Source organism: Sphingobacterium sp. NGMCC 1.201703, assembly GCF_047784615.1.
Lineage (GTDB): Bacteria > Bacteroidota > Bacteroidia > Sphingobacteriales > Sphingobacteriaceae > Sphingobacterium.
Map to the genome: position 1 here is coordinate 628,584 of NZ_JBLOHD010000002.1, position 26,515 is coordinate 655,098.

Consider the following 26,515-nt stretch of genomic DNA (forward strand, 5'->3'; position numbering starts at 1 on the left):
AAGTACTTTACCGATCAGTTTTTATCCATGTTCTTTATTTTCCTGAGAAAATCGGGGTATTCTCTCATCAACAAGGTACACTTATCAAGAACTTTTAAAGCTGAGGTACAAAAGTCATAATTATTTCCTATCATTGACGATAAAGATTTGTTGATTAATTTTTCAAAATAAAAGCGGTTAAAATGAGTGCGATATTCCAACACGATAAAACGCAGAGCTGGACAGATCTAGGCGATGGTGTACAACGTAAAATATTAGTCTATAACGATGAATTGATGTTAATGAAAGTACGTTTTCAAAAAGGTGCAATCGGTGCCCTACATCAACACCCACATACACAAATATCTTATGTCAACGCCGGAAAATTTAGGTACCACATCGATGGCATAGATGAAATCTTAACTGTAGGTGATTCCTGTATTATTTACCCAAATTTAATCCACGGCTGTGAATGTCTTGAAGAAGGTGAATTGATAGATTCCTTTACACCACATCGAGAAGATTTCATTACATCATTGTAGCTAGAAAAAAAGGAATTTTACTGGTCCAACAAAACAATATTCGTTCAGAACAATCGTTTATTTACTTATGTTCAAAAATACTATTTCGCTCTTCTCCGCCAAAGTAGCCACGCTACTTCTCGGTCTTTCTTGCTGTATATTGCCATCTTTGCGCGCACAGGAAAAACCATTATCCATTGAAAAGATCAACTCACAACTATATCTTTATACGACTTATAATACTTTTGAGGGCACCAAATACGCTGCTAATGCGGTCTATCTAATCACCAAGAAAGGTGTTATTCTATTTGACACGCCTTGGGACTCGACACAATATCACCCGCTTTTGGACAGCATAAAACAAAAGCACCAGCTACCTGTCATTGCAGTATACGCTACCCATTGGCACGAGGATCGCGCGGGAGGCTTTGCATATTATAATCGTATGGGAATTCCAACCTATGCGACAAAAATGACCAATGACCTGCTTAAAGCAAATCATAAAGCCCAAGCTACGCATCTCGTTAAAGTCAACAAGACCTATAAAGTCGGTGGTCAATCCTTCGTTTTGAACTTTTTTGGCGCAGGACATTCGTTGGATAATGTCGTTGTCTGGTTTCCAGACTATCAAATTCTGGATGGGGGTTGCTTCATCAAAAGTTCGGAAGCCAAAGACTTGGGATTTGTTGCTGATGGTGATGTCAAAGCCTGGAAGCCTGCATTGGCAAGATTGTTAGCGAAGTATCCACAGATAAAAATGGTTATTCCGGGACATGACGCATGGAAGGACAATCAGCAGATAAAACGTACTGAGGAACTACTTACTGAGAAGCAATAAATAATAATATTTAAAAAAATAAAAAAGCAATTTTGTTTTTACAAAAAAGGTACTATCTTAGCGACAGAAAAAATAAGGGGCATTAGCTCATCTGGCTAGAGCGCTTCGCTGGCAGTGAAGAGGTGATCAGTTCGATCCTGATATGCTCCACAAACAAAAGAGGCTACTTTTCACAAGTAGCCTCTTTGTTGTTTTTATACATTGATCCGTTTTCCCGAAACATCATTTCAATTTGCAGTAATTCCTATTTGTAAGAATTAACTGATTTAGAAACTTTCCATGCACCATTTTCCTTCACAAGTGTGATCAAATCGGTCTTAGCGAAACCATCAAATTGCATGGTTACTTTTGCAATAGCGTAATCTGGTAATTCTTCAACGATCTGCGTTGTTGTTTTGCAGTTCATTTTTATTCCTTTTTGTTTTTTCAAGAACTCGATCATCTCCGAACGACTGTGATTTAAATCTTGTTTACCACAGATTTTCTGATTAAAATCAGAAGTGAATAGCTTATTTAAATTCCCCACCTGACCTTCGGTCATTGCACCAACATATTCATCAATCGCCAAATCTGCTGTAATTAAATTACGCTCTTCTGGTTTAACCGAAGCCATTGAGCAAGTAGAGATCGCTATCATTGCTGCCGCTACAAATGTTTTTACTAAAGTTTTCATATTTTTTTCTTTTATAATGTATTAGTATATTTTCTTTATTCTATTGTCGAAGACAAGCTAAATTTGTTGCAACTTTTTCTTATTTATTTTCTGATTCAAATTTAAGACAACTAATATGTTGATTCCATTACATTTAGATTAACATTACATTAAAATCGGTAAACGCTATTTTTTTCTAGGTGAATGAAATTCAGGCTTATTCAACCTATAGACAAAACGCGACATAACAGATAAAATATTCTTTACAATATTGTAATTCTGTGCAATTCCTCTTAGATTGCGTGCTTTCATGGCACACTACGACAGACGACATCCTTTTTTACATCAGCTTGTTTCCTTGACATTTTTATTGGGGATATTTCAATCTGAGCTCTATGCACAACGCCCAGTCAATGAAATAGAAATAACCACGCATATTTCGGACACAAGTAGGCAAAGGGATCTAATCGATATTGGCAAGGAGATACTCCATGTTAAGCCCCCACAATCCGTCGATAGTACTGGAAAAAAGGTTTACTTTTCATTCCTTCCTTTTTCGACAAATGTCCCTGGAGGGGGGCATGCATTAATTACAAGTACGACTGCAGGATTCTACCTGGGCGAGCGCAAAAGTACCTATATGTCTAAAGTAACTTTCACTCCCTATACCAATTTTGGAAAGCGATTCGGCTTACCTATCCGCTCCTATGTGTGGTTAAAAGATAATACATGGGTTATCGATGGTGATATCAGGCTATTAAAATACCCGCATGAAACCTGGGGAATAGGCAAAGAATATCACGGCGACCAACAGATCAATTTGGATTATACTTATTTTAGACTATATCAACACGCATTGAAAAGAATCCACGGCGGACTGTTTATGGGTATTGGTTATGATCTGGATTACCGTATGAATATCAAATCCACGAGTGCGGTTCCTCTTGAAGAATATACCTCCTACCCGTATGGTACAGCGTTGAAAGATCATACTATTTCCTCGGGACTCAGTCTTAACCTTATCTATGACACCCGGGCCAACTCGATCAATACCTGGTCTGGCAACTATGCCAATCTACAATTCCGCCTTAACCCGGTTTTCATGGGAAGTGATCAGAATTGGAAGTCCTTATTCCTCGAAATCAGGAGATACCATCGCTTGACCCAGGATCCGAATAAGCAGAATATGATTGCTGTGCGTAGCTTTTTCTGGACTGTTTTCAATAGCAAAGCACCTTACCTCGATTTACCCAATCTGGGCTGGGATCCTTACAACAGTTCCGGAAGAGGCTTCCCGGTAAGTCGGTTCCGTGGTAAATCGCTATTTTACCTAGAATCAGAATACCGCCGTGATATTACTGAGAACGGGCTATTTGGCTTTGTGGCTTTTATAAATCTCACCACCGTAAATGGGCCAAAAAACACCATGTTTGCAGACTGGAACATCGGGACGGGTGCAGGTGCTCGAATTAAATTCAACAAAAACTCGGGCACCAACATCGGCATAGACTATGGTGTTAGCACCAATCACCGTGGAGTAAGATTGACACTAGGTGAAGTATTTTAATCTTTAGCCCAAATGGTAGCTTTGATTTTTAAACTCCATGGAGGCGTAATAGCGATATTTCTCATTGTCTAACGGATAATCCCAACAACCCATTCGATGATAGATGTCGCCACCAAAACCAGTCTTGAATCTATAAAGTCCATACAATGGATGTGATGGATCAGCCTGAGGCGATACACCAAAGAAATCATACTCCGTACACCCTTTTTCCTTTGCCACCTGCATCGCACGCCATTGCAGAGCGTAAGTCGCCATATAATTACGGTTTTCGGAAGCAGAGGCACCGTAGAGATAAGTCCCGCGGTTTGCAGCAATAACCAGAAACATAGCCGCCAGAGGTTTATTGTCCACTTCAGCGACCAATAAAAAAACATCTGCCGGTGACAAGGTATCCGCTGCCTTTGCAGATAACACAATCTTGAAATAATTGATGTCATGCAAGAAAAAATTATTCCGGAGCGCAGTCTGCCGGTACAGCTCATACCAGATCTCCAGACTCTCTAAACCCAGAGAACGAACCTTTACACCTTTCCTTTCAGCCAAATGGATATTATAACGTGTCTTGGATTTCATATTGGCTAACAGGAGATCCTCCTCCTTCCTAAGATTCATAAAAATTGTATTCGAAGGAAGAATATCCGTATTCGCTTTGTGAAAATTCCAGTTTTCTGTATTAAAATTAAAACGCATTTCCTGGATTCGTTTTTCAGGTACACCCAACCAATTGCCATAAAGATCATAACAATCTTCCTCCTTCGCCCAATGCGATTCCCAGGATAGATCATAACGTATCATAATACAATTGGGAGGTAAACATGCGCGTAAGCTTTCCGAAAGCTGCTCTAAAAACAGGCCCTGATTTTCTTCCGAAGGTTCTATTTCAGGACCGTATGGTACATAAGCTATACTATGTTCACGATCTATCGCCTGAATGATGATTAATAGGTCACCAACAAAATAGGTATCGTCTTGGACGCCGATATAAAGATCGGATTGCTTGGATTTAAAATTAAAGGCTTTCGATTCTATCCCTTGCATCTTTTTCACGGCAGACCAATAGGCTGTTTGTTGAATAATACCTGTCTTATAAAGACCACTGACCTCTTTGTCACTTATATCTGCTATCATAACACCTTAATTCTTATCGGATATGTTCAAAAAACTCCATATCCTTTATCGATTTTAATATCCAAAAACGGCAAACTTAGCCAAAATGACCGGTTAAGTGAGTCGTCATTTGTCACTTTGTTGTTAATTTAAAAAAACAGCGCATGATTTTGACCAAAATCAGCTTTTTCACATTATTTAACGGCATTATATTATCAACTTGGTTGGTATTTTGGTTCAAAATTTAGGATATTTGTAGCCTAACAACTCTCCGACAATAATGGACAATAAAGCGATCTCTAAAATTTTTAAATTGTGTAGCCAATTAATGGAACTTCATAACGAAAATCCATTCCGAACAAAGGCTATGGCTAGTGCATCTTTTAAATTGGACAAATTGCCCTTTCGGATCGATGGTGCCTCGCTTGAAGAATTGAGCGCACAGCCGGGCATAGGAAAAAGTACCGCCGAAAAAGCGAAAGAGGTCGCACAAACCGGAACGTTTAAGGAGCTCCAGGACCTATTGGCGAATACGCCATCAGGAGTTGTTGAAATGTTGGCCATCAAAGGTCTCGGGCCTAAAAAAGTCCAGATAATCTGGCAAGACTTGGCCATAGAGAGTGTAGGTGAACTACTCTATGCCTGCAATGAAAACCGCCTTGTTGAAGCCAAGGGGTTTGGATTAAAAACGCAGGAAGAAATAAAGAAATCCATCGAATTTTCTATCTCCAATCAAGGTTGGTTCTTATACGCGAAAGTATTGTCCCAAGCTGATGCATTCTATGCTGTTTTAAAAACACATTTTCCTGCATCTCTCCTATCCTTTACAGGAGATTTTAGAAGAAAATGCGAGGTTCTGAGTACGGTAGACTTGCTCATTTCTGAAAGCATAGATGCCGTAGAAAAATTCCTAGGCGGTTATACTTTGGTACAGAAAACTGAAAATTCACTGGAAATCACCGATGAACTAGGTTTTACCTTCAAGGTTTTCAGTACGAATATCAATGATTTTTATCGGGACCTTATTCTCAGCACAGGATCGACCGCACACTTGGATCTTTTATTCAATATTCTTCCAGACTTGCCTTCACTTTCTAGTGAAGAAGCTATCTATCGTAACTTAAGGCTTGATTATATTGAACCGGAATTGCGCGAGGGTCTTGACGAAATTGAACGCGCGCAGAACCATACTTTACCTCAATTAATCCAATTTAAAGATCTCAAAGGGACACTGCACAACCACTCAACTTATAGTGATGGCGTGCATACCTTGGAGCAAATGGCTCTTCATTGTAAAGATGCATTAGGTCTCGAATATCTCGGAATATGTGATCACTCCAGAACGGCAGTTTATGCAAATGGTCTTTCCATCGAAAGATTGGAAGAGCAGTGGAAAGAAATTGCTAGCTTAAACGAAAAACTAGCCCCTTTTAAAATATTTAAAGGAATAGAATCCGATATTCTAAGCGACGGATCACTGGACTACCCCGATGAAGTATTAGCACAATTTGACTTTGTTGTCGCCTCTGTCCACTCCAACCTGAAGATGGATGAGGAGAAAGCAACTGCTCGATTGATCAAAGCAATTGAAAACCCATATACAACCATTTTGGGACACCCCACAGGTCGTCTGTTATTGAGCAGATCAGGTTATCCATTAGACTACAAAAAGATAATTGATGCCTGCGCCGCGAATAAGGTCGTCATCGAAATTAATGCAAATCCTTTAAGGCTAGATTTAGATTGGAGATTGCATCGCTATGCCGTGGAAAAGGGTGTATTGTTATCCATTAACCCTGATGCGCATCGCACGGAAGGGCTGTTGGACATGCAGTATGGTACCTTTGTTGCACAGAAAGGTGGTCTGGAAGCAAAAAATTGTCTAAATACATACTCCTTGACAGAGATTACAAACTATTTTTCCAATCGTAGATCTTAAAAAAGCTTATTATGTCGCATAAAACCAATGCAGTCCGCTTGTTGGATACGGCAAAAGTAAACTATGAATTAAGGGAGTATGAGGTGGATGATCATGACGTCAGCGCGGAGCATGTTGCCTTGTCCTTGGGTCTAATACCTGAAACACTTTATAAGACTTTAGTATTGAAAGGAAATATAGATCCTTACATTGTTGCTGTAATTCCCGGGAATGCGCAACTTGACTTAAAAAAGATCGCTAAAGCATCAGGTAATAAAAATTGTGAAATGCTCCCCATGAAGGATCTGCTAGCTGTAACGGGTTATATCCGTGGGGGCTGCTCACCTATTGGCATGAAAAAACTATTTCCAACATTTATCGAGGAAGCAGCTCAATTGGAAACAGAAATTTCTGTCAGCGCAGGAAAACGAGGCCTTCAAATGATATTAAATCCCAATGATTTAGCAACGCTGACCAAAGCGATCTGGTCCGATTTGATCAGCATTTAACACGAACCCTCACCCGATTTCAGCTCTTTCGTCCATACAACAAAATACGTTTAAACGGATATATTGCAGGGAATCTGGAAAAATGCTGTTTAATACCTGTCTTAAAAGCCTCAATAAAAACAGGTCGTTTATCTTCGTCCAGTCGCTCAATATAAGGGATCAATGCCGATCCGGAAATAAAGTCATAAAGTACTTCCGCTTCGGCAGCTATAATTGGGTATATACGAAGCGAGAGGTCCAATTCCTCCAAGCCCGAATGAAACAAAATCTTTGCATAGTCATCTATACTTAGCACCGATGAAGCCCTATTCCAACCATCCAAATAGCTTCGGTAAGGTTCTTCAGCAGCCAGCTCAGATAGCAGTTTATTTAAGACATTTTCTGGCTGGTAAGGCATCTGAACGGCCAATTGCCCACCACTACTCAATTTGGAAATGAGATGCGGAAAAAGCAGTTGGTGATCATCCAGCCATTGCAATGCCGCATTACTGAATATCAAATCCCAGGAACCCGCTGTCTCCAGAAATTTTTCAACACTACTATTTTCAAATTTCAGGTGTTCATGTTCAAGTTTACGGCTCATCGATAACATTTCTGGAGATGCATCTATTCCAAGAAATGTAGCCTGTGGAAATTTATCGCTTAAAATAGCGGTTTGCTCTCCGGTTCCACATCCGAGATCTACCGCTTTCATCGTTGCTTCCGAAGCTATTAGTTCGGATAGATCAAAAAAAGGTTTGAAACGGATGTCTTTAAACTTATTATAGATATCTGGATTCCAAGGCATAATATCTTTTATTTAAGTCCCAATGGGATAATACAATAGCTATTATTTAAATAGCTCCAAAATTTCAGCTACATCAACTTTTCCAAAATACGAAGTTAGATCTATGGTTTCCAACAGCGCTCTGATTTCTTCCAGTTGATGTTTTTTTCCAATCAATAGTTGCTCCAGTTCATGAATAGATTCAGAAGCAAAAAAATCCCCGAAAATCTTAGCATGCTCAATAGAACCTTTATGTACATCCAAATGCAATTCTATAAAACCAACTGGGATCTTGATTGCCTTTTTAAAATTATAATTCGGGGAGAAACCGAAATTCCAGTCCCAGGTTTCATATTTTTCCTTCGCCAGATGTTCGATATGCTGGATATCAGTTGCAGAGAAATGAATGACCTCCGCATCAGGATTTTCACGCTGCATCTCTGCGATCAATAGTTGCTTAAATTTTACCGTTGTAAAACCTTGAGGTAGATAACCGATCAGATTTGTCACCCTAGCACGGTTGGACTTGACAGCTTTATCAACAAATTTAAGCGGGTTTACCTTCAATGCATCGCTCAATATCTGCATCTGTGAATCAATTAGAATAGTACCATGCTGAACCATTTTACCATTTTTTGCGAGCTTAGCATTTCCACTAAACTTTTTTCCATCCACCAACAGATCATTCCTTCCCTCCAATTTTGCCGGAATATTCAATTTGTTCAAAACAGAAACAATGGGTTGTGTGAAGGTCGAAAAATCCATAAAATCGAGATTTCCCAATAGGGTGTGAAAAGAGAAGTTAAGATTTCCCAAATCATGATATACGGCTCCACCTCCAGACATTCTCCTCACGACCTTAATCTTATTATCATTTACATAATCAAGGTTAATTTCGGCCAAAGTATTCTGAAATTTGCCTATAATAATTGAGGGATCATTTATGTACAATAAGAAAATGGGTTCTTTCGGATATTTCGTGAGCAGGTATTCCTCAGAAGCAATATTGAAATAGGCATCATGGGAAGGCGAATCAATAATATACATCGTATTTTTATATTTTCTTAAAATTAACAAGAATTTAAATGGCTTGATTCATCTCAAACTCATAATTTTCGTCAATCCCACATTTTATCAGCGTCCTATTATAACAATCCTATTTACTACTAAAAGATTTCAAATAATGCCAAAAATAGCATTGTTCTCAGGACTGGATATATTTTATACAGCCCCCCTCAATTATTGATCTTTGCCCGTTTATCGCTTATTATAAAACCAATTACATCTAACTGTTTTACTATTCACACGATTAACGTTTAGAAGATCGTATTTTTTCTTCAAGATTCTTGATAATCAATGCGGAAAAGTCTTCTTTTACGATCTCTTCTGTCTGACATAAAGCTCCCGGACTAAAAACATTAATTTCCATAATGCGGTCACCCACGATATCCAAACCAACAAAATACATCCCATCCTGAATCAATTTGTCTTTGATTTTATCGACCATCAGCAGTAACTCCGATGATATCACCGCTGCCTGCGTTTTCGCTCCCTGATGTACGTTGCTCCGTATCTCGTTCTCCTGTTGCACGCGGTGAACAGCAGCATGTTTGCCATTAATGGAGATAGGTTCACCATTCAAGAGAAAAAAACGGATGTCACCGCCGCTCGCCTCCGGTAAATATTCCTGTCCGATTACATAGCCATCCCGGGCAATTGCTTCTACTGTTTGCTTGAGATTCTGCTGGTTATCTTTATTGATTAAAAACACATTTTTTCCACCCGAACCTTTTAGGGGTTTTAAAATAATCAATTTATTCTGTTGTTCAAAAAACTCGACCACATCGGCATAATTTCTAGTGACAATTGTTTTCGGTCGGATAGATTCGTCAAAACCTTCAAGATACAATTTGTTACTTGCCCGCCCCAAACTATCGGGATCATTAATGACCAGTACCCCTTTTTCTTTTAATAAGGAGGCGAACTGCAGCGCAGAAGAAGCTGCCCATGGCCGATTCACCATATCTAAAACAGGATCGAATCGGAGCCAAATGACATCCATCTTCTCCAATTCCATTTTTGTCTTTGTGGTAGCTCTCAATGCCTCCATCAACTGCTTTGCAGAGGTAATCTGTTGCGTAGGGAGAACCTCACGTACATGGGCGGCAATATGGGCAGATTCATAATAAAAATCGGCCAGCCCGATGTAATATACCGCATGCCCTAGCTGATGTGCCCTCAAGGCAAGAAGGGTTGTTGTGAAACGTTCTGTTTCCTTATGGGTTTGATTAATAACAAATGCTATCTTCATATAATATCGCTAAATTATTGGATCATCTGAAATATTCCTTTACTTTTCTTGAGGTTGGTTAATACATCTTTATAGGGTGAGGTCAAGTATTTGGGTGTTAACACCGGTGCATTCAATACACCCTTAAGCATTAATTCTTCAACGATGGGGATATAGTCCTCCCTGATCTTGCCCATAGTCAATAAGCTAAGATCCCGGCCACTTTTTATATAGTTGATCAGTTCGATTAAACCACTGAGGTATAAGGCATCTTTTGTCAGTCCCCCACTTCTAAAAACACGCATGGTCATCTGGAAGGCTGTTTCGGGCAAAAACTGATATTTATCTACCAGCAGTGCGAAGGTATCCAGAAAAGTATTTCCCTGTTGCATGTGGTATACCGCAACGACCCGGCCAGCCAATATCCGTAATCGATTATTCGTCAAGCCGCCAACAAGATATTCGGCCAGTACAGCCAGCCCTTCTTGAAGCTTCTCATAGCCAGGTACTCCAAGTCTAAAAAGACTAAAAGGCTGTTGTTTGCCATTATAATAAGTGACGATATGGGTCCCAACTTCATGTTGGATCAATGCCTGTACCCGATGTCGGGGCAGGCTATATTGTTTACTGATATTTAGCACGCCCTGATTCACCATCACCCCATAGATATCATCCCGCAGCCGCACCGTGGTACCAAAATTTGAATCCTGACTTTTTAAATAGTCGAGTTCAGCTTGCGCTAGTTTCGCAAACTCTTCCGCATAAACAATATCCTCCTCCTTGGTCTTATGCTCCCTATCCGTTGCAGTAATTGTCAAGATGGCTTGTGCTTTATCAAGCAATTTTTCATTTACGGTACCAAATACCTGCATGCTGCCCAGTAAAAAACCTTCTTTTCCCCGCTCACTCAGCATGCTCATCATCTGATCAAGTTCTTTGCGTTTATCCCGAAACAAATAAGCGATAGAAGGATCGTAAAGATCTTCAATATGCAGATTATAGAGGTTACGTTTTATGATATCGGGATCAATGGGCATGGGTCTATAATGAAAAACCGGAACCTTACGGTAATTACCTTTTTTGAATTGTAGCCAGGCATCATATGAATTGGTCGGTGTAACCAGCAATAGAAAATCAAATCGCTGACTTTCACGCGCCAATTTCTGATCGATCTCCCAAGCCAGTGGTAACATCTTTTTGGGGTGACTAATTTTAAACGATGTTGGTTTGGACAACGTGTGGATACGAATAAATTCAAAAAATGTTTTGGATAAACTTCGGGATATAGCCTCACGAAAATGGCGCAGATCTATGGGAAGTATCTGTTGATTAACCCCCAGCAGATACTTTGGTTTGATTTCCAACCCCATATATAAGATATTGCTATTTAGTTTATCCAATTGTATGCTCGCAGGAGAGAGACTTTGCGTCGCGTTGGTTTTTGTATCGGTCACAATTTCGACTTTGGTAATAGATTCCTCTGTCTCCAATTGCTTGCCGAGATACTGTGCAATGGATTGTACATTTTTTCGGGCAATATGAATCTGAATATCTTCCTCTTGTGTCGGAGCAGCAGTCCAGGCTTCTATGATCAGACAGGCACCAAATTCTTCCACTAGCTGATTAACTATCGGGGCAATCCAGTCGGATATATTCATTTCCGGGTCCTTCACCCTAAAATATGCGGGTTCGGATTTCACCAATTCCGCCAGCATAGGATCCGGACTAAAGAACTGCCGGTATAAAAATAAGTAAGGCACAACCTGATTGAACACCAATTTATTTTTTGGGGGTATCTGCACATGAAAAACTTCCTTATTCTTTATTTTTTTTAAAATACCCGCTAGCTGCTTCGCATTATCTTTCATAGGCAAAATAGGATTCGAGGCTGTCAATGGTTTGCATTAAAAGTTGCTTATACTCCTGTAACTTTTGAGGAAAAACCTCCCCTGTCCATTCATTCATAAAATCCTTGCGAAACTCTATTGAAAAAACGCAGCCGTAATCGCCAAATTGTTCATTTAAATAAGAAGAGAGGAAGCCACCCTTAAATTTAACGTTCTCACGTACATCGTAGGTTTGCCCATCTTTCCCAGTACGGAGCATAGCCATAAATGCACTAGTCAATTCCCGCCATTTGATGTGATTATGCGCTGTCCCAATATTAATCTGCGGATTATTTACTTTATCAATTATCGTCGTCGGCCCGTCACGACGCGCATTATAACTATGAATATCAAAAACAACAAAATAACCATAGCGATCGATGGTATGTTGTATCTGCTGTGCTATTTTTTGATACAACATGTCATACGTTTCATACAGTTGGTCTTTTATTTGTTGGGTTAAATCTGTACGCCAGACCTGAATTCCCCAGGATTGCTCTGGGGTCAAGTATATCGCGCCATTCTTATTCCTGTTTAAATCCAACTGGAACCTTGACGTACCACAGACAAAACGATTAAAGGGCAGTTCTGCCAAAATTGCTGTATAAGGATCCTCCTCACGTAAGCGATCTTCGGGAGAAATATGCAAATACGGTTCTAAATCCGCATCGATATGATGGCCATCATGGATAGCAAAAGCCCAAAAAGGGCTTCTATGATTTTCGATTTGATAGAGATAGGATAAAGACATGTAGTTTATATTAAACAGTTTCACGGATTATTTAGCTCACTCCGCTTAAGTAAACGCTTACGGATGACAAAAGGTTTGAAAAATAAAATACGCTAGACCGAACAAAATGATGTTTTACCGTTTTTGGATTAGAAAGCGTTAAAAATCGTTAAACAAACCATTTCGTTTATGTCTTGGCATCCTTATTGAAAGTTACTTACTAGTTTCATAAATTTAGGTTAATAATTAGTTAGTTTATAAAAAACCTGTTAGTCCCCGCTAACAGGTTTTTTATTTTTCTAATACGAAAAGAAAATGAATATTAGAATATTTTGCCGAAAATCGATATAGAAATACAAAAAAATGTTAAAAAATCTAAAAAAGTAAAAATAGTTGAAACATTTTCTGTTCCATTCACGTTATACTTGTACTTTTCATAAATTTAGGTTAATAATTGGTTAGGAAAACTCCTGTTGCTCCCCGCTTCAGGAGTTTCTGTTTATCAGTTATTTATAAAAGTTAAAAGTAATAGATAGCCTGAACAAAACTTTCGACTTTAATCTAGCTGCCACCTCCACGATTGAATGCTAAATTAAGGCATAGAGTTATAGGTCCCCCTCGTTTATTCAATTAAAAAGCAAATAATAAGTTAACAAAAAAATGACAATTTATTCATCTTAGGTAAATAAGTTTTGGCACAGGTATTGTACTGTTTTAAACATTCATAAATTTAGGTTAATAATTGGTTAGTTAAAACACTTGAAGTTCCCCGCTTCAAGTGTTTTTCGTTTAACGACTTACATAAAGAATCAAATCAATTGTTTAAGCGCAATTTCGTAGGCTCTCGAAGAAATGTGTGTGTGATCAGCGGAAGATTTCCGGATTTTTTCCAAAGCTTCAAAAATCACTTTTGAAACGTCTGAGAAAATGGCATCATCACTCATTTCAATATTTCGCTGCATTAAATAGGCAAATACCCTTGCCATACCGCAATTAGCGATAAAATCGGGTATCACAGCCACATGCTGGTCTGCGAACTCCATGACCGGACCATAAAATATTTCCTGATCAGCAAAAGGTACATTTGCTCCCGAAGAAATGACTTCAAGTCCATTTTCCATAAGCTGTTGTATCTGATCTTTCGAAACTAGACGTGATGCCGCCGCAGGGACGAAAATATCAGCCTTCACTCCCCAGATTTCCTTTTGAATCTGCTCAAAAGACATTAAATCCGGTGAATTAAGCTCATTTCCTTTACGGTCTAAGAATAACTGTGTAATAGCTGACTCGCTGAAGCCCTCCTGATTGATCAAACCACCCGCCCGATCAATAATTCCAACAATTTTCACCCCCAACTTAGCGAGATAGAAAGCCGCCGCCGCCGCAACATTTCCCCAGCCCTGAATAACCGCACGTTTTCCCCTACAGTCGCTTCCAAACAGTTTATAATAATGACGGATGGACTCCGAAACGCCATAACCTGTTATCATGTCAGCAACCTTGTATTTACGTTTTATATCGGGACTGTAGGTATTATCTTCCAATACTTTGGACACGCCATAGCGCAACTGTCCAATTTGATGGATACGGTTGCTCTCATTGACCTTAAAATGTCCATTCAATATTCCCTCTTGGGGATGCCATAGCCCGTATTCTTCTGTCAATGGAATGACATCATGAATTTCGTCAATATTAAGATCCCCGCCTGTCCCATAGTAATTTTTTAGTAAGGGCGTTACTACTTTAAACCAGCGGTCCAAAACCTCATTTTTACGAGAATCGTGTGGATCAAAATCAATACCGGATTTGGCTCCGCCAATTGCAGGACCTGAAACGGTGAACTTCACTTCCATAGTTTTGGCTAGGGACTCTACTTCATGCCGATCCAGACCTGCCCGCATTCGTGTGCCGCCACCAGCTGCACCACCGCGTAACGAATTGATAACCACCCAGCCCTTCGCATCTGTTTCACTGTCTTTCCACTCGAATACGATTTCCGGACTTCTATGCTCAAATGCACGCAATAATTCTTTCATACCCAACATATCCTTATAGGTTACCTCTACGTTCCTGTTCACGTTCTATCGCTTCAAAAAGGGCTTTAAAATTACCGGCACCAAAACTCTGTGCGCCTTTTCGCTGAATAATCTCATAGAATAAGGTAGGGCGATCTTCAACTGGTTTGGTGAAAATCTGAAGGAGGTATCCCTCATCATCGCGGTCTACCAAAATACCCAGTTCTTGGATAATTCGGATTTCTTCATCTATATCACCTACCCTTTCCGGTAGCATGTCGTAATATGCCTCTGGAGGAGCTCCCAAAAATTCCACCCCCCTGGATTTAAGCTCCCTCACCGTACGTACGATATCCTTCGTTGCCAATGCGGCATGTTGCACCCCCTCACCTTCATAAAATTCAAGATACTCTTCGATCTGAGATTTCTTTTTCCCTTCCGCAGGTTCATTAATCGGAAACTTGACATAGCCGTTGCCGTTACTCATCACCTTGCTCATTAATGCCGAATATTCAGTATTGATCTGCTTATCATCAAAGGACAGGATATTAACAAAGCCCATCACATCCTGATACCATTGAACCGTTTCATTCATTTTATTCCAACCGACATTGCCTACACAATGATCGACATAGAGCAACCCAGTCTCCGTTGGATTATAATCACTTTCCCATTTTTCATAGCCAGGCATAAATACTCCATTGTAATTCTTTCGTTCCACAAACAGATGTACCGTTTCGCCATACGTGTATATTCCTGCGGTCCATACCTCCCCTTGCTCATCCTTGAGTAACTGCGGTTCCTGATAGACCTTTGCCCCCCTTTTGGTAGTCTCCTCAAATGATTTTCGGGCATCATCAACCCATAGAGCCAATATCTTAACCCCGTCACCGTGCTTTTTGACATGCTCAGCGATAGGATGCTCTGATTTAAGCGCTGTGGTCAGCACTAGTCGTATTTTATCTTGTTTCAAGACATAGGAGGCACGGTCTCTAACACCAGTCTCTGGGCCCGCATATGCCTCCGACTGAAAACCAAAGGCTGTTTTGTAATAATGTGCAGCCTGCTTCGCATTTCCCACATAAAACTCTATGTAATCGGTTCCATTAATAGGTAGAAAATCTTGCGCTTGGGCAATCTTTTCTGCAAATGTATTTGCCATAATTTATATAAAGGTTATTCGTATTCAACTTAGCTCATCCAAGATTTAAAATAATCAGGATCTTCAATTTTTAGTGCTTCTTCGGTCAGCATCAGGGGGCGGAAAGGGTCGATCATGACCGCAAGCTCCTCCGTTTTAACTTGCCCTATACTCTTTTCTACCGTACCGGGGTGCGGCCCGTGTGGAATGCCCCCAGGGTGTAATGTGATCTGTCCTTTCTCCACGGATTTGCGGCTCATAAAATCACCATCTACATAATATAGTACTTCATCTGAATCAACGTTGCTGTGGTTATAAGGTGCAGGTATTGATTGTGGATGATAGTCATACAAGCGTGGGCAGAAACTGCACAATACAAATGTATCGGTCTCAAAGGTCTGATGAACAGGTGGTGGCTGATGCAATTTTCCGGTAATTGGCATAAAGTCATGAATGGAAAATGCCCAGGGAAAATGGTAACCATCCCAGCCGATAAAATCAAAGGGATGACTTCCGTAAATATACGGATAGATCAATCCCTGTTTCTTGATCTTCACCTCAAAATCACCAAACTGGTCAAAAGTCTCGAGATCCTGTGGTACACGGATATCCCGTTCGAAAAAAGGTGCATGTTCCATCATTTGACCAAATTCATTACGATACCGCTTTGGCGTACGTACCGGCGAAAAAGATTCAACAATAAATAGTCGGTTGTCTGTCTCATCGAATTCCATCTGGTAAATTGTACCTCGCGGAACAACCAGATAATCACCATACTGAAAAGGAATACTTCCATACCCTGTCTTGAGTTTCCCGGTACCACGATGCACGAAAATTATCTCATCGGCCTGACTATTTTTATAAAAATAATCTGTCATGGACTGACGTGGTGCAGCCAGGGAAATGTGCAGATCCTGATTGACCAGGACAGCTGTACGGCTCTCTAGGTAATCATTCTGGGGCTGTACCTGAAATCCTTTTAAACTGGTGTGTTTAAGATGTTTTTCCCGGGCAATCTTCGGTGTAACATCATAGGGTTCACGAATCTGTTTGACCAATGTAGGTGGGTGGCAATGATACACGAGCGAATAAAGACTGGAAAAGCCATGCGTTGAGACCAATTCTTCAGCATAGAGTGTTTGATCGGGCTTTCTAAAAACAGTATGTCGCTGTGCTGGAATTTGCCCTTGTTTAACATAAAATGGCATAATTCTACGATTTAAAAAACGGTTATAAAAAATAAATGAATATCAAGTTGCCAAATAGAATCGATTGGCAATAAGTTCGAAGGGATTAGTATTGGGCAAAAACAATATCAGCTATAATTGCTCTATTGAAAGCAATATAGGGCATGGATGACGCAAAGCGATGTATTCCACGATTGATCATTTTTGTAAGTTTATAATGTTATAATAAAGGTAAGAATATTTTTCTGTTTTCAAGTCAAGAAATATTTTTTTCGAAACTTATACGATATATTTGTGTCGCATTCAAAGTTTGAATAACCAATATAATATTCCGCTATGAGAATTGTTACGTGCGTAAATAACGGCCAACACGAATTAGGTATCATGATTAATGACCGAGTATACAGCTGCTCGGCGATAGCTCCTTCCCTTCCAACCAATATGGCTGATTTTTTAGTCCGTGGAGATGAAGCCATAAACGATTTAAAGTACTACCATTCGGCACTGCAGGAAGGGCGGATATCCAAGCCCTATCAACTCGTACAAGATAGTCAACTCATAGCCCCGGTACCCCATCCGACATCGGTACGTGACGCTTATGCTTTTCGACAACACGTAGCGACATCCAGAAGAAACCGTGGACTGGATATGATTCCTGAATTTGACGAATTCCCTGTTTTTTATTTCTCAAATCATCAGGCCATACAAGGCCCTGGCCCCGTACAATGTATGCCGCTGCATCTTGAGCAACTGGATTTTGAACTTGAGGTAGCCATCGTGATCAATAAAACAGGGATAAATATTCCCGCCGCCAAGGCTGATGACTATATCGCCGGATACATGATCATGAATGATTTCAGTGCCCGAAAACTCCAGCTGGATGAGATGAAATTAAGCTTGGGGCCAGCCAAAGGAAAGGATTTTGCTACGGCAATCGGCCCATGGTTGGTCACCAAGGATGAATTGGAACCCTATAAAATTAAGTCTACGGGAGATCATATCGGCGATCGCTATAATCTCAACATGTCTTGTCGCGTGAACGGTGAACAGGTTTCTTCCGGTAATTTTGCGACGATGCACTGGACATTTGCCGAAATTATTGAACGCGTATCCTATGGTGTACGTCTCTTTCCGGGGGATGTAATTGGTTCTGGAACAGTTGGAACGGGCTGTTTTTTAGAACTTAACGGTACCGGGCGTATGGAGAATCCGGCATATCAGGATCAATGGTTGCAGGTAGGCGACCAGATCGAACTGGAAGTAACAGGTTTGGGAACACTTTCCAACTCCGTTGCATTATACCATAATTAAAACTTTTCAACAAATGAATTCTTCTTTCGATACAGTCACTTTTGAACCATCAGCTGATAAAGCAATCGTTGATAATTTAATCAAATATGCCATTGCCCCCCGTCCCATCTGTTTTGCGAGTACCATCGATGCGACAGGCAAGGTTAACCTCAGTCCTTTCAGCTACTTCAACCTGATGTCACACCAGCCTCCAATATGTGTGTTCTCGCCCTTGCGTCGCATGCGTGATGGAAGTACCAAACATACACTGGACAATATTCAGGAAGTCAATGAGGTCGTCATCAATATCGTAAACTATGCGATGGTACAGCAACAATCACTGGCCAGCACAGAGTACAGCAAGGAGATCAATGAATTTGATAAATCGGGGTTTACGCCGATTCCGTCTTTACATGTTCGTCCGCCTCGAGTCGCAGAATCTCCAGTTCAATTAGAGTGCCGAGTAAGGGAAGTGATCGCCCTGAGCGAAGAACCCGGAGCGGGAAATCTCGTTATTGCAGAAGTCCTCTATATGCATGTGCACAAAGAATTATTACACAAAAACAATACGATAAAACAAGAGGAACTAGATCTGGTCGCCCGTCTCGGTGGTGACTGGTACTGCCGGGTAACCAATGAAAACCTCTTTATTGTTCCTAAACCACTTCGCAGTCTGGGTATTGGGGTCGATCAATTGCCAGAAAGCATCCGCTTTTCCAAAGTACTTACCGGAAACCACCTGGGACTATTGGCCAATGTAGAATCCTTACCTGTTTTAGAGCAGAATTCCCAAGAGGATAAATATTTAAACTATCTCAGGCTAAACTTTCAGCAAGGTTCGCCACAATTGACACAAAAAGTACATGAATACGCGGCGCAATTGTTGGATACAGAACAATTGGAAAAAGCATGGCAGGTGCTATTAAGCCTATAAGGAGCTTCAGGCGCAAAATACTACATATGAGTACAGCGATTAAAATATCGGGAACGCAAGTGCTATAGCAAACCCATAGAAATAACAAACACACAGAAATCCGGAAACATAGACCGACAGCTATGCTTCTTTTGGGCTTGAACTAGTCATAACCTGATCAGCTGCAGTGATTCCCTGATAAAAGGCTTCTTCAAAAATAGATATGCCGCTTAAATCAGAATGCGCAAAATAGACTTTGCCAGCGATAGGTTTCGCCAGTTCTGTGCGCGCTTCGCTTGATAGAAAACCACTAACAGGACTGATCATACCATGTCCATGTCGAAAAATTTCTATACTGATGACTTCATTTTCTATTCCATAATGAGCCTTTCCCAAATCTTCCAGTATAAAATCTTTCCATTGCTGATCTGTCCAGTGGTACAGCTGTTTCCGGTTTACATTGAGGTCTCCATCTCCTAAACTGTGGTAATAGGTAATTACAAAAGGGCTTTGCAGCTGGTTCAGGCTTTGGTGCTGATCATAAACATAGCCCAATCCCTTTCCATTATAAATTATATTTTCCCAGGAAAGTGTCGCGCCATCCGTAAAAGGGAAACGGTGCAATACAATCGTTGCCACAATCCAGGGGGCATAATGAAATTCTTTCGTCAATGACTTACGGTTTGGCAGCAGATATTGGTTGACAAACTGCGGGCAGCAATTGATCACCTTCTGGGCTTTAATGGTCTTTGACACTTTCCCTTTACTGTCGAATACAAACACTTCCACCGCATCTTCCCTGACATCGATCTGATAAGCCAAATGCTGATTCAGTACCTTACCATCCGCATATTTTTTCAAGTGACTGACCAACCGTCCATTCCCTTCCTGCCAGGTGAGCACCAGATCCTGATAAGTGGACCAGTCATGCTTGCGGCTCGCAAAATAATGTATACCGGCAAAAGCGGAAGTAGCCAATATACCTGTTCCATAATCGTCCCGGCAGCAGTAGTTCACATAGCTATAGATCGCTTCGGTCTTATACCCTTCCGATTCCATCCATGATCGCATGCTCATAACATCTAGCCTTTTAAGATGGTCTGATTGTGAAGCACTGCGCATCGGAATATCAAAAACATACTTCCCATCAGCTCCTTTCAATCGCTTAAACTGATCCATTTGAACCATAAATCGATCTACTTCGGCTGTCTCCTGCGGCGATAATCCATAGTTGGGAACAATACCTTCCTGCCAGATATTATGAATAAAAAGTCGCTCCTGCGGAGCAAAGGACAATTGTTCCGCATCAAATAATGGAACACCTTCATTCGTCCAGCCGACGATAATTTTCGATTCCTCCAAAAACCGCAGCAGTTCAATATTGGAAGCATTTGGAATAGGAAGATAATGTGCTCCCAGCGGATAACGACTATAAGCATTCTCGCCATGACGCGCATTCCCCCCCACTTCCGATTCCATATCCAATAGCAGAAAATCTCCCCTTCCGTTCTGTTGCAAACGATAAGCCGCAGACAAGCCAGTTATACCGCCGCCGAGAATCAGAATGGGTATTTCAATAACTGTTGTCGGTTTGGGAAAATCGGGAAACCGAAGGCGATGCCCCAAAATATGATCTGTCCCTGTCAGCCGTAAAAAAATATGATTTGCTTTTTTCTTGCAGGCCTGAGCAAATTGCATTCCGATTGCCCCCAAGAATGCAAGCTTAAGGAAACCGCGTCGCGAGGGATTAAATCTTACTCCATTCTTCATCAAAATACCGCACTAAAATCTGATTGTCCAAACGATTTATTTCTACATGATCCGCACGCATGTCTGGTGGAAAATCAGTCAGTTCTCCAAAATGATAATTGTAATACCGTAGCTTGTCCACACGTCGGGTAATACGCTTAAACTGCTGCCTCATATCGGCCGAAAACAGACAGAATCCCCATTCGCCAAAGGAAGGCACATAGGTATGATAAGCGACTGTATTTGGAAAAACCGTACTGATCGTCTCATGGATACACCAGTACGATTTGGGAGCAAAATAAGGCGAGGTAGTCTGTACCGAAACCATGGTATAGGGCGTCATAAGCGGCGATAGACTTTGGTAAAAACTCGTCGTATATAACTTTCCAAGGCTATAGTTTGATGGGTCCGGAAAATCAATAATCATAACATCGTACTTTTCCTTCGCCGATTTTGCCCAGATAAATGCGTCCTGATTGATGACTTTTACCCGGGCATCTTTCAGCGAACCTTTGTTATGATTGACCAATAATTCATTGGTCTGGAATAACTTGGTCATCCCTTCATCCAGATCTACCAACGTCACTTTTTTTACACCGGGATATTTCAGGATCTCGCGGACAGCTAATCCGTCTCCACCACCAAATACCAGAACATTGGAAACATCTTTCGCCATAGACATCGCTGGATGCACCAACACCTCATGATACCGATATTCATCCTTGGTGTTGAACTGTAAATTATTGTTCAGAAACAATTGATATTCACCCTTGCTCTCCGTCAGAACGATACGTTGATAGGGTGTAGAATGCTTATAGATAATATTATTCCCATATAACTGACTTTCGGAATATTGAAGCAAGTTATCGGAATAAAAAAAGACAACCGAAAGCAGGGTCAGGCAAGCGATAGACTTGGCTTTTATCCAATTTGGATTTTTGAGCCTTTTCGCAAGATAGAAGGATAGAAAGACGCCTACCAGAATATTGATTATTCCGAAAAACAGGGATGTTCCCATTACGCCCAACTTGGGGATAAGCAGAATAGGAAACAGTACCGAAGCAATCAGCGCACCGATATAATCAAAGGCAAATACATTGGAAACCAAATCCCTAAACTGGACTCGGTCTTTTAGAATATTCATCAGTAAGGGTATCTCCATGCCGCAAAGACAGCCTGTCAGAAAAACAAAGAAATAGAGTACAAATTGAAAGTGCTCAACCTGCTGGAACAGTAAAAATAAAACGACTGAACTACAGCCACCGATAATCCCGATCAAAAGTTCAATGTCTATAAACCGATCAAAAAGGTTTTTCGTAATATACTTTGCCAAAAATGACCCCACCCCCATTGAGAATAGGTAGGTACCGATAATAAATGAAAACTGCTTGACTGAATCTCCCAACAGATAGCTCGCCAAAGCTCCTGCAACCAGCTCATAGATGAGCCCACAAGTAGCAATGATAAATACCGCAAATAAGAGAAAAATGGGCAGATTGCTCTTTTTACCCATGTATTGCCGCAGCTATTATGATCGATATGCCTAATATAAAAGCAGCAAAAACAATCGCCAAAGCCATATTCTTGTTCTTTACGATCTCCTGCCAGGACTTCTCGGGTGTCAGTCGCTCGATAAGCCAATAGGCCAATAACAATACAGCAATTCCAATAAGCGAATAAATCAATGATGCTGCAATTCCTTTATAAAACAATTCGTAATTCATTTTTATATCAATTTTTATTTATGACCTGAACCATATCCACTATAACTACCACCGCTACCGTAAAAAGATCGATAATAATGCGATCTTGATCCTGTATAGGTATGGTCTTCCAACGTGCTTGTCCGCAATGTAGTCCTACAATTGGTTGAGGAATTTACAAATAAGCTAACAGCAATGAAAAAAGCAAAAAAAGCAATTAAAGCTACCCCCAGCCAATCAAATTTTAATATATCAACGTAACTTAGTCCCTCTCCCCGAGCTACAAAATCCTTATTTTTAATTGCTAGCATATTATGTCTGAAAATCCCCACAAGGACCACGAGTCCCACTAGACAAGTAATCAAAAAAACATAACTGGTACCCCCGTACGTCAATTTATAATCTTCATTAAGTTCAAAATTAACAGCCATATCAGTGGAACCATTCGATGAAGAGGTCACAAAAACAAGGTGATAGACCCCCGGTTGGATACGACAAAAATCAACGGTCAATCCACTTGCATAATTAATGTCATTATTATCGTGGACAGCTGTACCGGTCTCTATAATCTCATTTGTTTTTTCATTAACTAGTTTGATCATCAGCTGGATGGGATGGTTCTTAGATTCCGATATTCCCTCCAGGACCAGTTTTTTAGGTTTATCGCCTTTTAATTCAAAGGAAGCACCGACAAATTCTGAATTTGTTTTTTTAGCGAAGAATTTTTCATCAAACTTATACTCATCCTTCCCAATCTGCCCCCAATTTAAAAACCAGAATAAAACGGCCAAAAGTAAAACAGCAAAAATTCCGATGTTTCTGAGTTTCGTGCCCGCGATTTCTTTTTGAGCTGTGTAGCTTTTATAAATATCAAAGATTTGATAATAGTCCTCATCATCTAGGTAAATCCCTTGATAATACTGCACATCGTTATCGATAAATTCCTGAGAAATAAACCGATCCTCATTAACGACCTGAATATAGGTATTGGTTGTTGACGGCGACTCCAGATCTTCGAACACAAATCCCTCCGCATAGACCACCGTTTGCTCCTCCGTATACTCGAGGTTGTATTTTACGTTATTGAACTTGCAGATATTACTCTGCGGCAAAAGCATCACCTTTTCCCGTTCAACGGTATGTAAAGCACATGCATAATCTACTCCATCGCTAAAGTAGATGTCTTCTCTATTCGCATTTAATCCCACAAACTCGTTGCCATATTCGCCATTTTTTGAATAGCGCTGTATCTTGGTGATGATCCAGTAGCTATTTTTCTTGAAGCGAACCAGTTCTCCCAAACTAGCCCATTGCATCATTAAAGGAGCGGAAAATTCCTTTACATAAGTTAATGTTTCAAGTGTTGAACCTTTAAAATAACTGTGGCAGTTGGCACAAACGAAGCCCGAAAAGTCAGTTACCTCGATTTTGAACTGGTGTACATGGCCACATTTTTTGCAAATTACATCCATATCCTATCGATTAACAACAGTTTCATTCATGACCGTTGCATTAAAATAGCTTTTAAAAACACTACCCAACAGCAAAACTTTTTCACTGTTATCTTTCAGATAATTACAGAGATAGACATCTAATGTCAATTGTCCAAACTCAGGCCATGTATGGATACAAATATGTGATTCCATCAGACAAATTGCAGCAGTAAATCCACCGCCCTCAAAAGAATGCGTGGAAATACCTACAATTTGTAAATTATGGATATTGATTTGCTTTTTTGTAAAGTCCAAAAAAGGTTCTATATTAGTCAATAACGATACCTCCTCCACCTGCAATGTCATCAGCAGATGTTTTCCCGGAGTATACTTTTCATTCATCAGAAATAACTGGATAAATTAAACATTCCAAATATAAAAAGTTTTACCTAATTTTTATACAACAGGAATCAATCATTTCACTCAGTGATTATTTAACGCCTCCTCTTTTGCGACCCGTATGCCGTCTTCTATCAGTTTTTTCAGGCTGGGCCGTATTGCGATTATAGCGCTAAGTTTACTTTCAGCCTCTTGCGTTAGCTCATATACATGATGCGCCCACGCGATCTCGTACAGTTCTACCAGTGCGAGCCAGTTATCTGTGATCTCTGTGTACAACTGATCAAAGATATCCTTCCAACTTTTCCTGTCAAAAGATTCCGAACGTAGTTTTCCGATACACGCATGTATGGCGACCAATTTCGAGTCTTCAATTGGTATATGCGATAAATTGGGTGTTTCCTCCGTTTTTTCGTCCACAGACGGATAAGTGTCTTTATCAGCTGCACCGGCAAAGACGGACACAATCTCAGCACCAACAGCCATGTCGTAAGTTCCCCATTCCGGTTTAAAATAAATTTCCATCCGATCATTTCGGTAGACTTCACAATCCTCAAATGAAATCAACACGACCTTGGTCTCTTGACGCAGGGCCTTCACAACAACACCTTCCACCACGATACCCGAAGAAAACCGCAAAGAACATCGTTTTCCTGGGCTAATGCCATAATCGCTCAATTCTTCATTCGAGAAATCAGCCAAATCTTTAGGACTGTTTTCCAACAAACCGACTGGAGAACCAAAGCCCTCCCGATGATAGTTTGTACCATGCTCCTCTAATTGCTTTCCTGAAAATGCCAGCGCAGTAGGGCCTACAGTTTGTAAATAGGAAATAGCCTGATCTGAGTTTGCTGTTTTAAAAACACCTGAGACTTGTAATCCGGAGCTATAAACGGATGTACATACCGCTTGACAGTCAATCGCTTTTTCCAAACTTTGTTTGCCTCCGACCCGAAAAGCCATAGTATCTGCAAACTGGTTCAGAACTTTCATTAAATGCTCAAAATCCGGTGTCACGAACAACTGTGGCTGTGGCTTCGTAATATCATAGGCATAGTTCACAGCATGTAGATCATATGGAAGTTTAGGCACCGATTTTTGCATACAGCTGGCGCTCTCACCGATCGAAGACAATAAGCCTGCCCCATAGATTTTCGGATCTTCCAAACTGCCTATTAGCCCATACTCCACCGTCCACCAATGCAATCTGCTCAATAAGGCCATCTCCGAAGGCTCACCCATATTGTCCTGAACGGTTTTCAAATGGCTTTCAGCTTCCGCTAATTCCGCTTCGGTCGTACCGGCATGTTCTTTTAAAATGGACAAGTGGCGAATGGCTTCATACAGTTCAAAATCCTTACGGGAGGATAGTGCTTTTGTTCCAATTTCCCCAAAATACTGCAAATAAACGGCATAGTCTGGCTCACCGATAATCGGCGCATGTCCTGACGATTCGTGGATAATATCTGGAGCCGGCGTATATTCGATATGTTCCAATTGCCGGATATCTGCCGCTATGACCAATACCCGATGTGCCTGAAATTCCATAAAAGCCGACGGTGGTATAAATCCATCAACTGTTACTGCTCCCCAGCCAATTAATTTCAGACTATCATTCATTTGTTGCAGATCTGGTATACGCGCAATGGATAAGCCCGCTTTCTTCAATCCCGGGATATATGGGTAATAAGCGACGTCTTTTAAAAAGGAATAATTCTGACGCATGACATAGCGCCACAGGGCTTGATCTAAAGCTGTATAACGTTCATATTGCTGGGCGACTACAAAGCGCTTTAAATGTTTTGGCAACTGCTCCAAAACAACATTATTATATGTTTCCATTTATAATCGGTATCAAAGTAAAGTATGAGACTTTGTATGAAGGTAGAAAATAATTGTGGTTTCCGAAAGAGCAACCTTGC

At 40.6% G+C, this 26,515-nt stretch carries 23 protein-coding genes and 1 tRNA gene; 8 read left to right on the forward strand and 16 right to left on the reverse strand.

Annotation, left to right across the window (positions count from 1 at the left end; translation table 11 throughout):
* Positions 1–182 precede the first annotated feature (182 nt).
* The 3 genes from ACK8HY_RS07910 (at position 183) to ACK8HY_RS07920 (ending at position 1,488) form a co-directional block, all read left to right on the forward strand.
* On the forward strand, positions 183–521 hold the full coding sequence (locus ACK8HY_RS07910) for a cupin domain-containing protein (RefSeq protein WP_416133304.1): 339 nt from the start codon (positions 183–185) through the stop codon (positions 519–521).
* Positions 522–588: 67 nt separating this feature from the next.
* The gene (gene bla / locus ACK8HY_RS07915; protein WP_077432559.1) at positions 589–1,338 is read left to right on the forward strand and encodes a BlaB/IND/MUS family subclass B1 metallo-beta-lactamase; all 750 of its coding nucleotides are present in this window, start codon (positions 589–591) and stop codon (positions 1,336–1,338) included.
* A gap of 76 nt (positions 1,339–1,414) precedes the next feature.
* Positions 1,415–1,488 (forward strand) — tRNA-Ala (locus ACK8HY_RS07920).
* A gap of 94 nt (positions 1,489–1,582) precedes the next feature.
* On the opposite strand, the gene ACK8HY_RS07925 is transcribed toward ACK8HY_RS07920, so the two are convergent.
* Complete coding sequence (locus tag ACK8HY_RS07925; protein WP_077432558.1) at positions 1,583–2,011, reverse strand: nuclear transport factor 2 family protein; 429 nt, start codon at positions 2,009–2,011, stop codon at positions 1,583–1,585.
* Positions 2,012–2,300: 289 nt separating this feature from the next.
* On the opposite strand from ACK8HY_RS07925, the gene ACK8HY_RS07930 reads away from it, so the two are divergent.
* Complete coding sequence (locus tag ACK8HY_RS07930; RefSeq protein ID WP_077432557.1) at positions 2,301–3,557, forward strand: hypothetical protein; 1,257 nt, start codon at positions 2,301–2,303, stop codon at positions 3,555–3,557.
* A gap of 3 nt (positions 3,558–3,560) precedes the next feature.
* Here ACK8HY_RS07930 and ACK8HY_RS07935 read toward each other — a convergent pair whose 3' ends face one another.
* Positions 3,561–4,685, reverse strand: coding sequence for a lipid II:glycine glycyltransferase FemX (locus ACK8HY_RS07935; protein ID WP_077432556.1), 1,125 nt, complete (start codon positions 4,683–4,685; stop codon positions 3,561–3,563).
* A 259-nt stretch (positions 4,686–4,944) separates the two neighbouring features.
* On the opposite strand from ACK8HY_RS07935, the gene ACK8HY_RS07940 reads away from it, so the two are divergent.
* Both ACK8HY_RS07940 and ybaK read left to right on the forward strand, forming a co-directional pair.
* A complete protein-coding gene (locus ACK8HY_RS07940; protein WP_077432555.1) occupies positions 4,945–6,603 on the forward strand; it encodes a DNA polymerase/3'-5' exonuclease PolX in 1,659 nt (552 codons plus the stop codon).
* Between the two features lie 11 nt (positions 6,604–6,614).
* Positions 6,615–7,091, forward strand: coding sequence for a Cys-tRNA(Pro) deacylase (gene ybaK / locus ACK8HY_RS07945; RefSeq protein WP_077432554.1), 477 nt, complete (start codon positions 6,615–6,617; stop codon positions 7,089–7,091).
* 19 nt (positions 7,092–7,110) lie between these two features.
* Here the strand turns inward: ybaK and ACK8HY_RS07950 are convergent, their stop codons facing one another.
* The 8 genes from ACK8HY_RS07950 to ACK8HY_RS07985 form a co-directional block, all read right to left on the reverse strand.
* Positions 7,111–7,878, reverse strand: a complete 768-nt coding sequence (locus ACK8HY_RS07950; protein ID WP_416133305.1) for a methyltransferase domain-containing protein — start codon at positions 7,876–7,878, stop codon at positions 7,111–7,113.
* A gap of 42 nt (positions 7,879–7,920) precedes the next feature.
* Complete coding sequence (locus ACK8HY_RS07955; RefSeq protein ID WP_416133306.1) at positions 7,921–8,904, reverse strand: lipoate--protein ligase; 984 nt, start codon at positions 8,902–8,904, stop codon at positions 7,921–7,923.
* A gap of 262 nt (positions 8,905–9,166) precedes the next feature.
* Positions 9,167–10,168, reverse strand: coding sequence for a glutathione synthase (locus ACK8HY_RS07960; protein ID WP_416133307.1), 1,002 nt, complete (start codon positions 10,166–10,168; stop codon positions 9,167–9,169).
* Between the two features lie 14 nt (positions 10,169–10,182).
* Positions 10,183–12,015, reverse strand: coding sequence for a flavohemoglobin expression-modulating QEGLA motif protein (locus tag ACK8HY_RS07965; RefSeq protein ID WP_416133308.1), 1,833 nt, complete (start codon positions 12,013–12,015; stop codon positions 10,183–10,185).
* Positions 12,005–12,784: an N-formylglutamate amidohydrolase gene (locus ACK8HY_RS07970; RefSeq protein WP_416133309.1), complete on the reverse strand. Its 780-nt coding sequence runs from the start codon at positions 12,782–12,784 to the stop codon at positions 12,005–12,007. The genes ACK8HY_RS07965 and ACK8HY_RS07970 overlap by 11 nt, the downstream gene beginning before the upstream one ends.
* Before the next feature lie 788 nt (positions 12,785–13,572).
* A complete protein-coding gene (locus tag ACK8HY_RS07975) occupies positions 13,573–14,841 on the reverse strand; it encodes a Glu/Leu/Phe/Val dehydrogenase dimerization domain-containing protein (RefSeq protein WP_416133310.1) in 1,269 nt (422 codons plus the stop codon).
* Positions 14,813–15,940 (reverse strand): 4-hydroxyphenylpyruvate dioxygenase, encoded by a 1,128-nt coding sequence (gene hppD / locus ACK8HY_RS07980; RefSeq protein ID WP_416133311.1) that lies wholly within the window; start codon positions 15,938–15,940, stop codon positions 14,813–14,815. Before hppD ends, ACK8HY_RS07975 begins: the two co-directional genes overlap by 29 nt.
* A 29-nt stretch (positions 15,941–15,969) precedes the next feature.
* A complete protein-coding gene (locus ACK8HY_RS07985; RefSeq protein ID WP_416133312.1) occupies positions 15,970–17,127 on the reverse strand; it encodes a homogentisate 1,2-dioxygenase in 1,158 nt (385 codons plus the stop codon).
* 315 nt (positions 17,128–17,442) lie between these two features.
* Between ACK8HY_RS07985 and ACK8HY_RS07990 the strand changes: the two genes are divergently transcribed.
* Positions 17,443–18,417 (forward strand): fumarylacetoacetate hydrolase family protein, encoded by a 975-nt coding sequence (locus ACK8HY_RS07990; protein ID WP_077432547.1) that lies wholly within the window; start codon positions 17,443–17,445, stop codon positions 18,415–18,417.
* Positions 18,418–18,430: 13 nt separating this feature from the next.
* Positions 18,431–19,330 carry a flavin reductase family protein gene (locus tag ACK8HY_RS07995; RefSeq protein ID WP_416133313.1) on the forward strand — a complete coding sequence of 300 codons (900 nt, stop codon included), beginning with the start codon at positions 18,431–18,433 and terminating at the stop codon, positions 19,328–19,330.
* Positions 19,331–19,450: 120 nt separating this feature from the next.
* Here the strand turns inward: ACK8HY_RS07995 and ACK8HY_RS08000 are convergent, their stop codons facing one another.
* The 6 genes from ACK8HY_RS08000 to ACK8HY_RS08025 form a co-directional block, all read right to left on the reverse strand.
* Positions 19,451–21,079: an FAD-dependent oxidoreductase gene (locus ACK8HY_RS08000; RefSeq protein ID WP_416133314.1), complete on the reverse strand. Its 1,629-nt coding sequence runs from the start codon at positions 21,077–21,079 to the stop codon at positions 19,451–19,453.
* Positions 21,057–22,571, reverse strand: a complete 1,515-nt coding sequence (locus tag ACK8HY_RS08005; RefSeq protein WP_416133315.1) for a polyamine aminopropyltransferase — start codon at positions 22,569–22,571, stop codon at positions 21,057–21,059. The genes ACK8HY_RS08000 and ACK8HY_RS08005 overlap by 23 nt, the downstream gene beginning before the upstream one ends.
* Complete coding sequence (locus ACK8HY_RS08010; RefSeq protein ID WP_077432543.1) at positions 22,564–22,782, reverse strand: DUF350 domain-containing protein; 219 nt, start codon at positions 22,780–22,782, stop codon at positions 22,564–22,566. The genes ACK8HY_RS08005 and ACK8HY_RS08010 overlap by 8 nt, the downstream gene beginning before the upstream one ends.
* Positions 22,783–22,796: 14 nt before the next feature.
* Positions 22,797–24,233: a hypothetical protein gene (locus ACK8HY_RS08015; RefSeq protein WP_416133316.1), complete on the reverse strand. Its 1,437-nt coding sequence runs from the start codon at positions 24,231–24,233 to the stop codon at positions 22,797–22,799.
* Positions 24,234–24,236: 3 nt separating this feature from the next.
* Positions 24,237–24,596, reverse strand: coding sequence for an S-adenosylmethionine decarboxylase family protein (locus ACK8HY_RS08020; protein WP_077432541.1), 360 nt, complete (start codon positions 24,594–24,596; stop codon positions 24,237–24,239).
* An 81-nt stretch (positions 24,597–24,677) separates the two neighbouring features.
* Entirely contained in the window at positions 24,678–26,435 is a 1,758-nt protein-coding gene (locus tag ACK8HY_RS08025) for an aromatic amino acid hydroxylase (protein ID WP_416133317.1), read from the reverse strand.
* Positions 26,436–26,515 lie beyond the last annotated feature (80 nt).

Excerpts from the sequence above, each read along its gene's own strand:
- ACK8HY_RS07955 (WP_416133306.1), bottom strand. The coding sequence starts at position 8,904 with ATGTATATTATTGATTCGCCTTCCCATGATGCCTATTTCAATATTGCT.
- ACK8HY_RS08025 (WP_416133317.1), bottom strand. The coding sequence starts at position 26,435 with ATGGAAACATATAATAATGTTGTTTTGGAGCAGTTGCCAAAACATTTA.
- ACK8HY_RS07910 (WP_416133304.1), top strand. The coding sequence starts at position 183 with ATGAGTGCGATATTCCAACACGATAAAACGCAGAGCTGGACAGATCTA.
- ACK8HY_RS07940 (WP_077432555.1), top strand. The coding sequence starts at position 4,945 with ATGGACAATAAAGCGATCTCTAAAATTTTTAAATTGTGTAGCCAATTA.
- ybaK (WP_077432554.1), top strand. The coding sequence starts at position 6,615 with ATGTCGCATAAAACCAATGCAGTCCGCTTGTTGGATACGGCAAAAGTA.
- ACK8HY_RS08010 (WP_077432543.1), bottom strand. The coding sequence starts at position 22,782 with ATGAATTACGAATTGTTTTATAAAGGAATTGCAGCATCATTGATTTAT.
- bla (WP_077432559.1), top strand. The coding sequence starts at position 589 with ATGTTCAAAAATACTATTTCGCTCTTCTCCGCCAAAGTAGCCACGCTA.
- ACK8HY_RS07995 (WP_416133313.1), top strand. The coding sequence starts at position 18,431 with ATGAATTCTTCTTTCGATACAGTCACTTTTGAACCATCAGCTGATAAA.
- ACK8HY_RS07950 (WP_416133305.1), bottom strand. The coding sequence starts at position 7,878 with ATGCCTTGGAATCCAGATATCTATAATAAGTTTAAAGACATCCGTTTC.
- ACK8HY_RS07990 (WP_077432547.1), top strand. The coding sequence starts at position 17,443 with ATGAGAATTGTTACGTGCGTAAATAACGGCCAACACGAATTAGGTATC.
- ACK8HY_RS07930 (WP_077432557.1), top strand. The coding sequence starts at position 2,301 with ATGGCACACTACGACAGACGACATCCTTTTTTACATCAGCTTGTTTCC.
- ACK8HY_RS08020 (WP_077432541.1), bottom strand. The coding sequence starts at position 24,596 with ATGAATGAAAAGTATACTCCGGGAAAACATCTGCTGATGACATTGCAG.
- ACK8HY_RS07970 (WP_416133309.1), bottom strand. The coding sequence starts at position 12,784 with ATGTCTTTATCCTATCTCTATCAAATCGAAAATCATAGAAGCCCTTTT.
- ACK8HY_RS07925 (WP_077432558.1), bottom strand. The coding sequence starts at position 2,011 with ATGAAAACTTTAGTAAAAACATTTGTAGCGGCAGCAATGATAGCGATC.
- ACK8HY_RS08015 (WP_416133316.1), bottom strand. The coding sequence starts at position 24,233 with ATGGATGTAATTTGCAAAAAATGTGGCCATGTACACCAGTTCAAAATC.
- ACK8HY_RS08000 (WP_416133314.1), bottom strand. The coding sequence starts at position 21,079 with ATGAAGAATGGAGTAAGATTTAATCCCTCGCGACGCGGTTTCCTTAAG.
- ACK8HY_RS07935 (WP_077432556.1), bottom strand. The coding sequence starts at position 4,685 with ATGATAGCAGATATAAGTGACAAAGAGGTCAGTGGTCTTTATAAGACA.
- ACK8HY_RS07985 (WP_416133312.1), bottom strand. The coding sequence starts at position 17,127 with ATGCCATTTTATGTTAAACAAGGGCAAATTCCAGCACAGCGACATACT.
- ACK8HY_RS08005 (WP_416133315.1), bottom strand. The coding sequence starts at position 22,571 with ATGGGTAAAAAGAGCAATCTGCCCATTTTTCTCTTATTTGCGGTATTT.
- ACK8HY_RS07965 (WP_416133308.1), bottom strand. The coding sequence starts at position 12,015 with ATGAAAGATAATGCGAAGCAGCTAGCGGGTATTTTAAAAAAAATAAAG.
- hppD (WP_416133311.1), bottom strand. The coding sequence starts at position 15,940 with ATGGCAAATACATTTGCAGAAAAGATTGCCCAAGCGCAAGATTTTCTA.
- ACK8HY_RS07960 (WP_416133307.1), bottom strand. The coding sequence starts at position 10,168 with ATGAAGATAGCATTTGTTATTAATCAAACCCATAAGGAAACAGAACGT.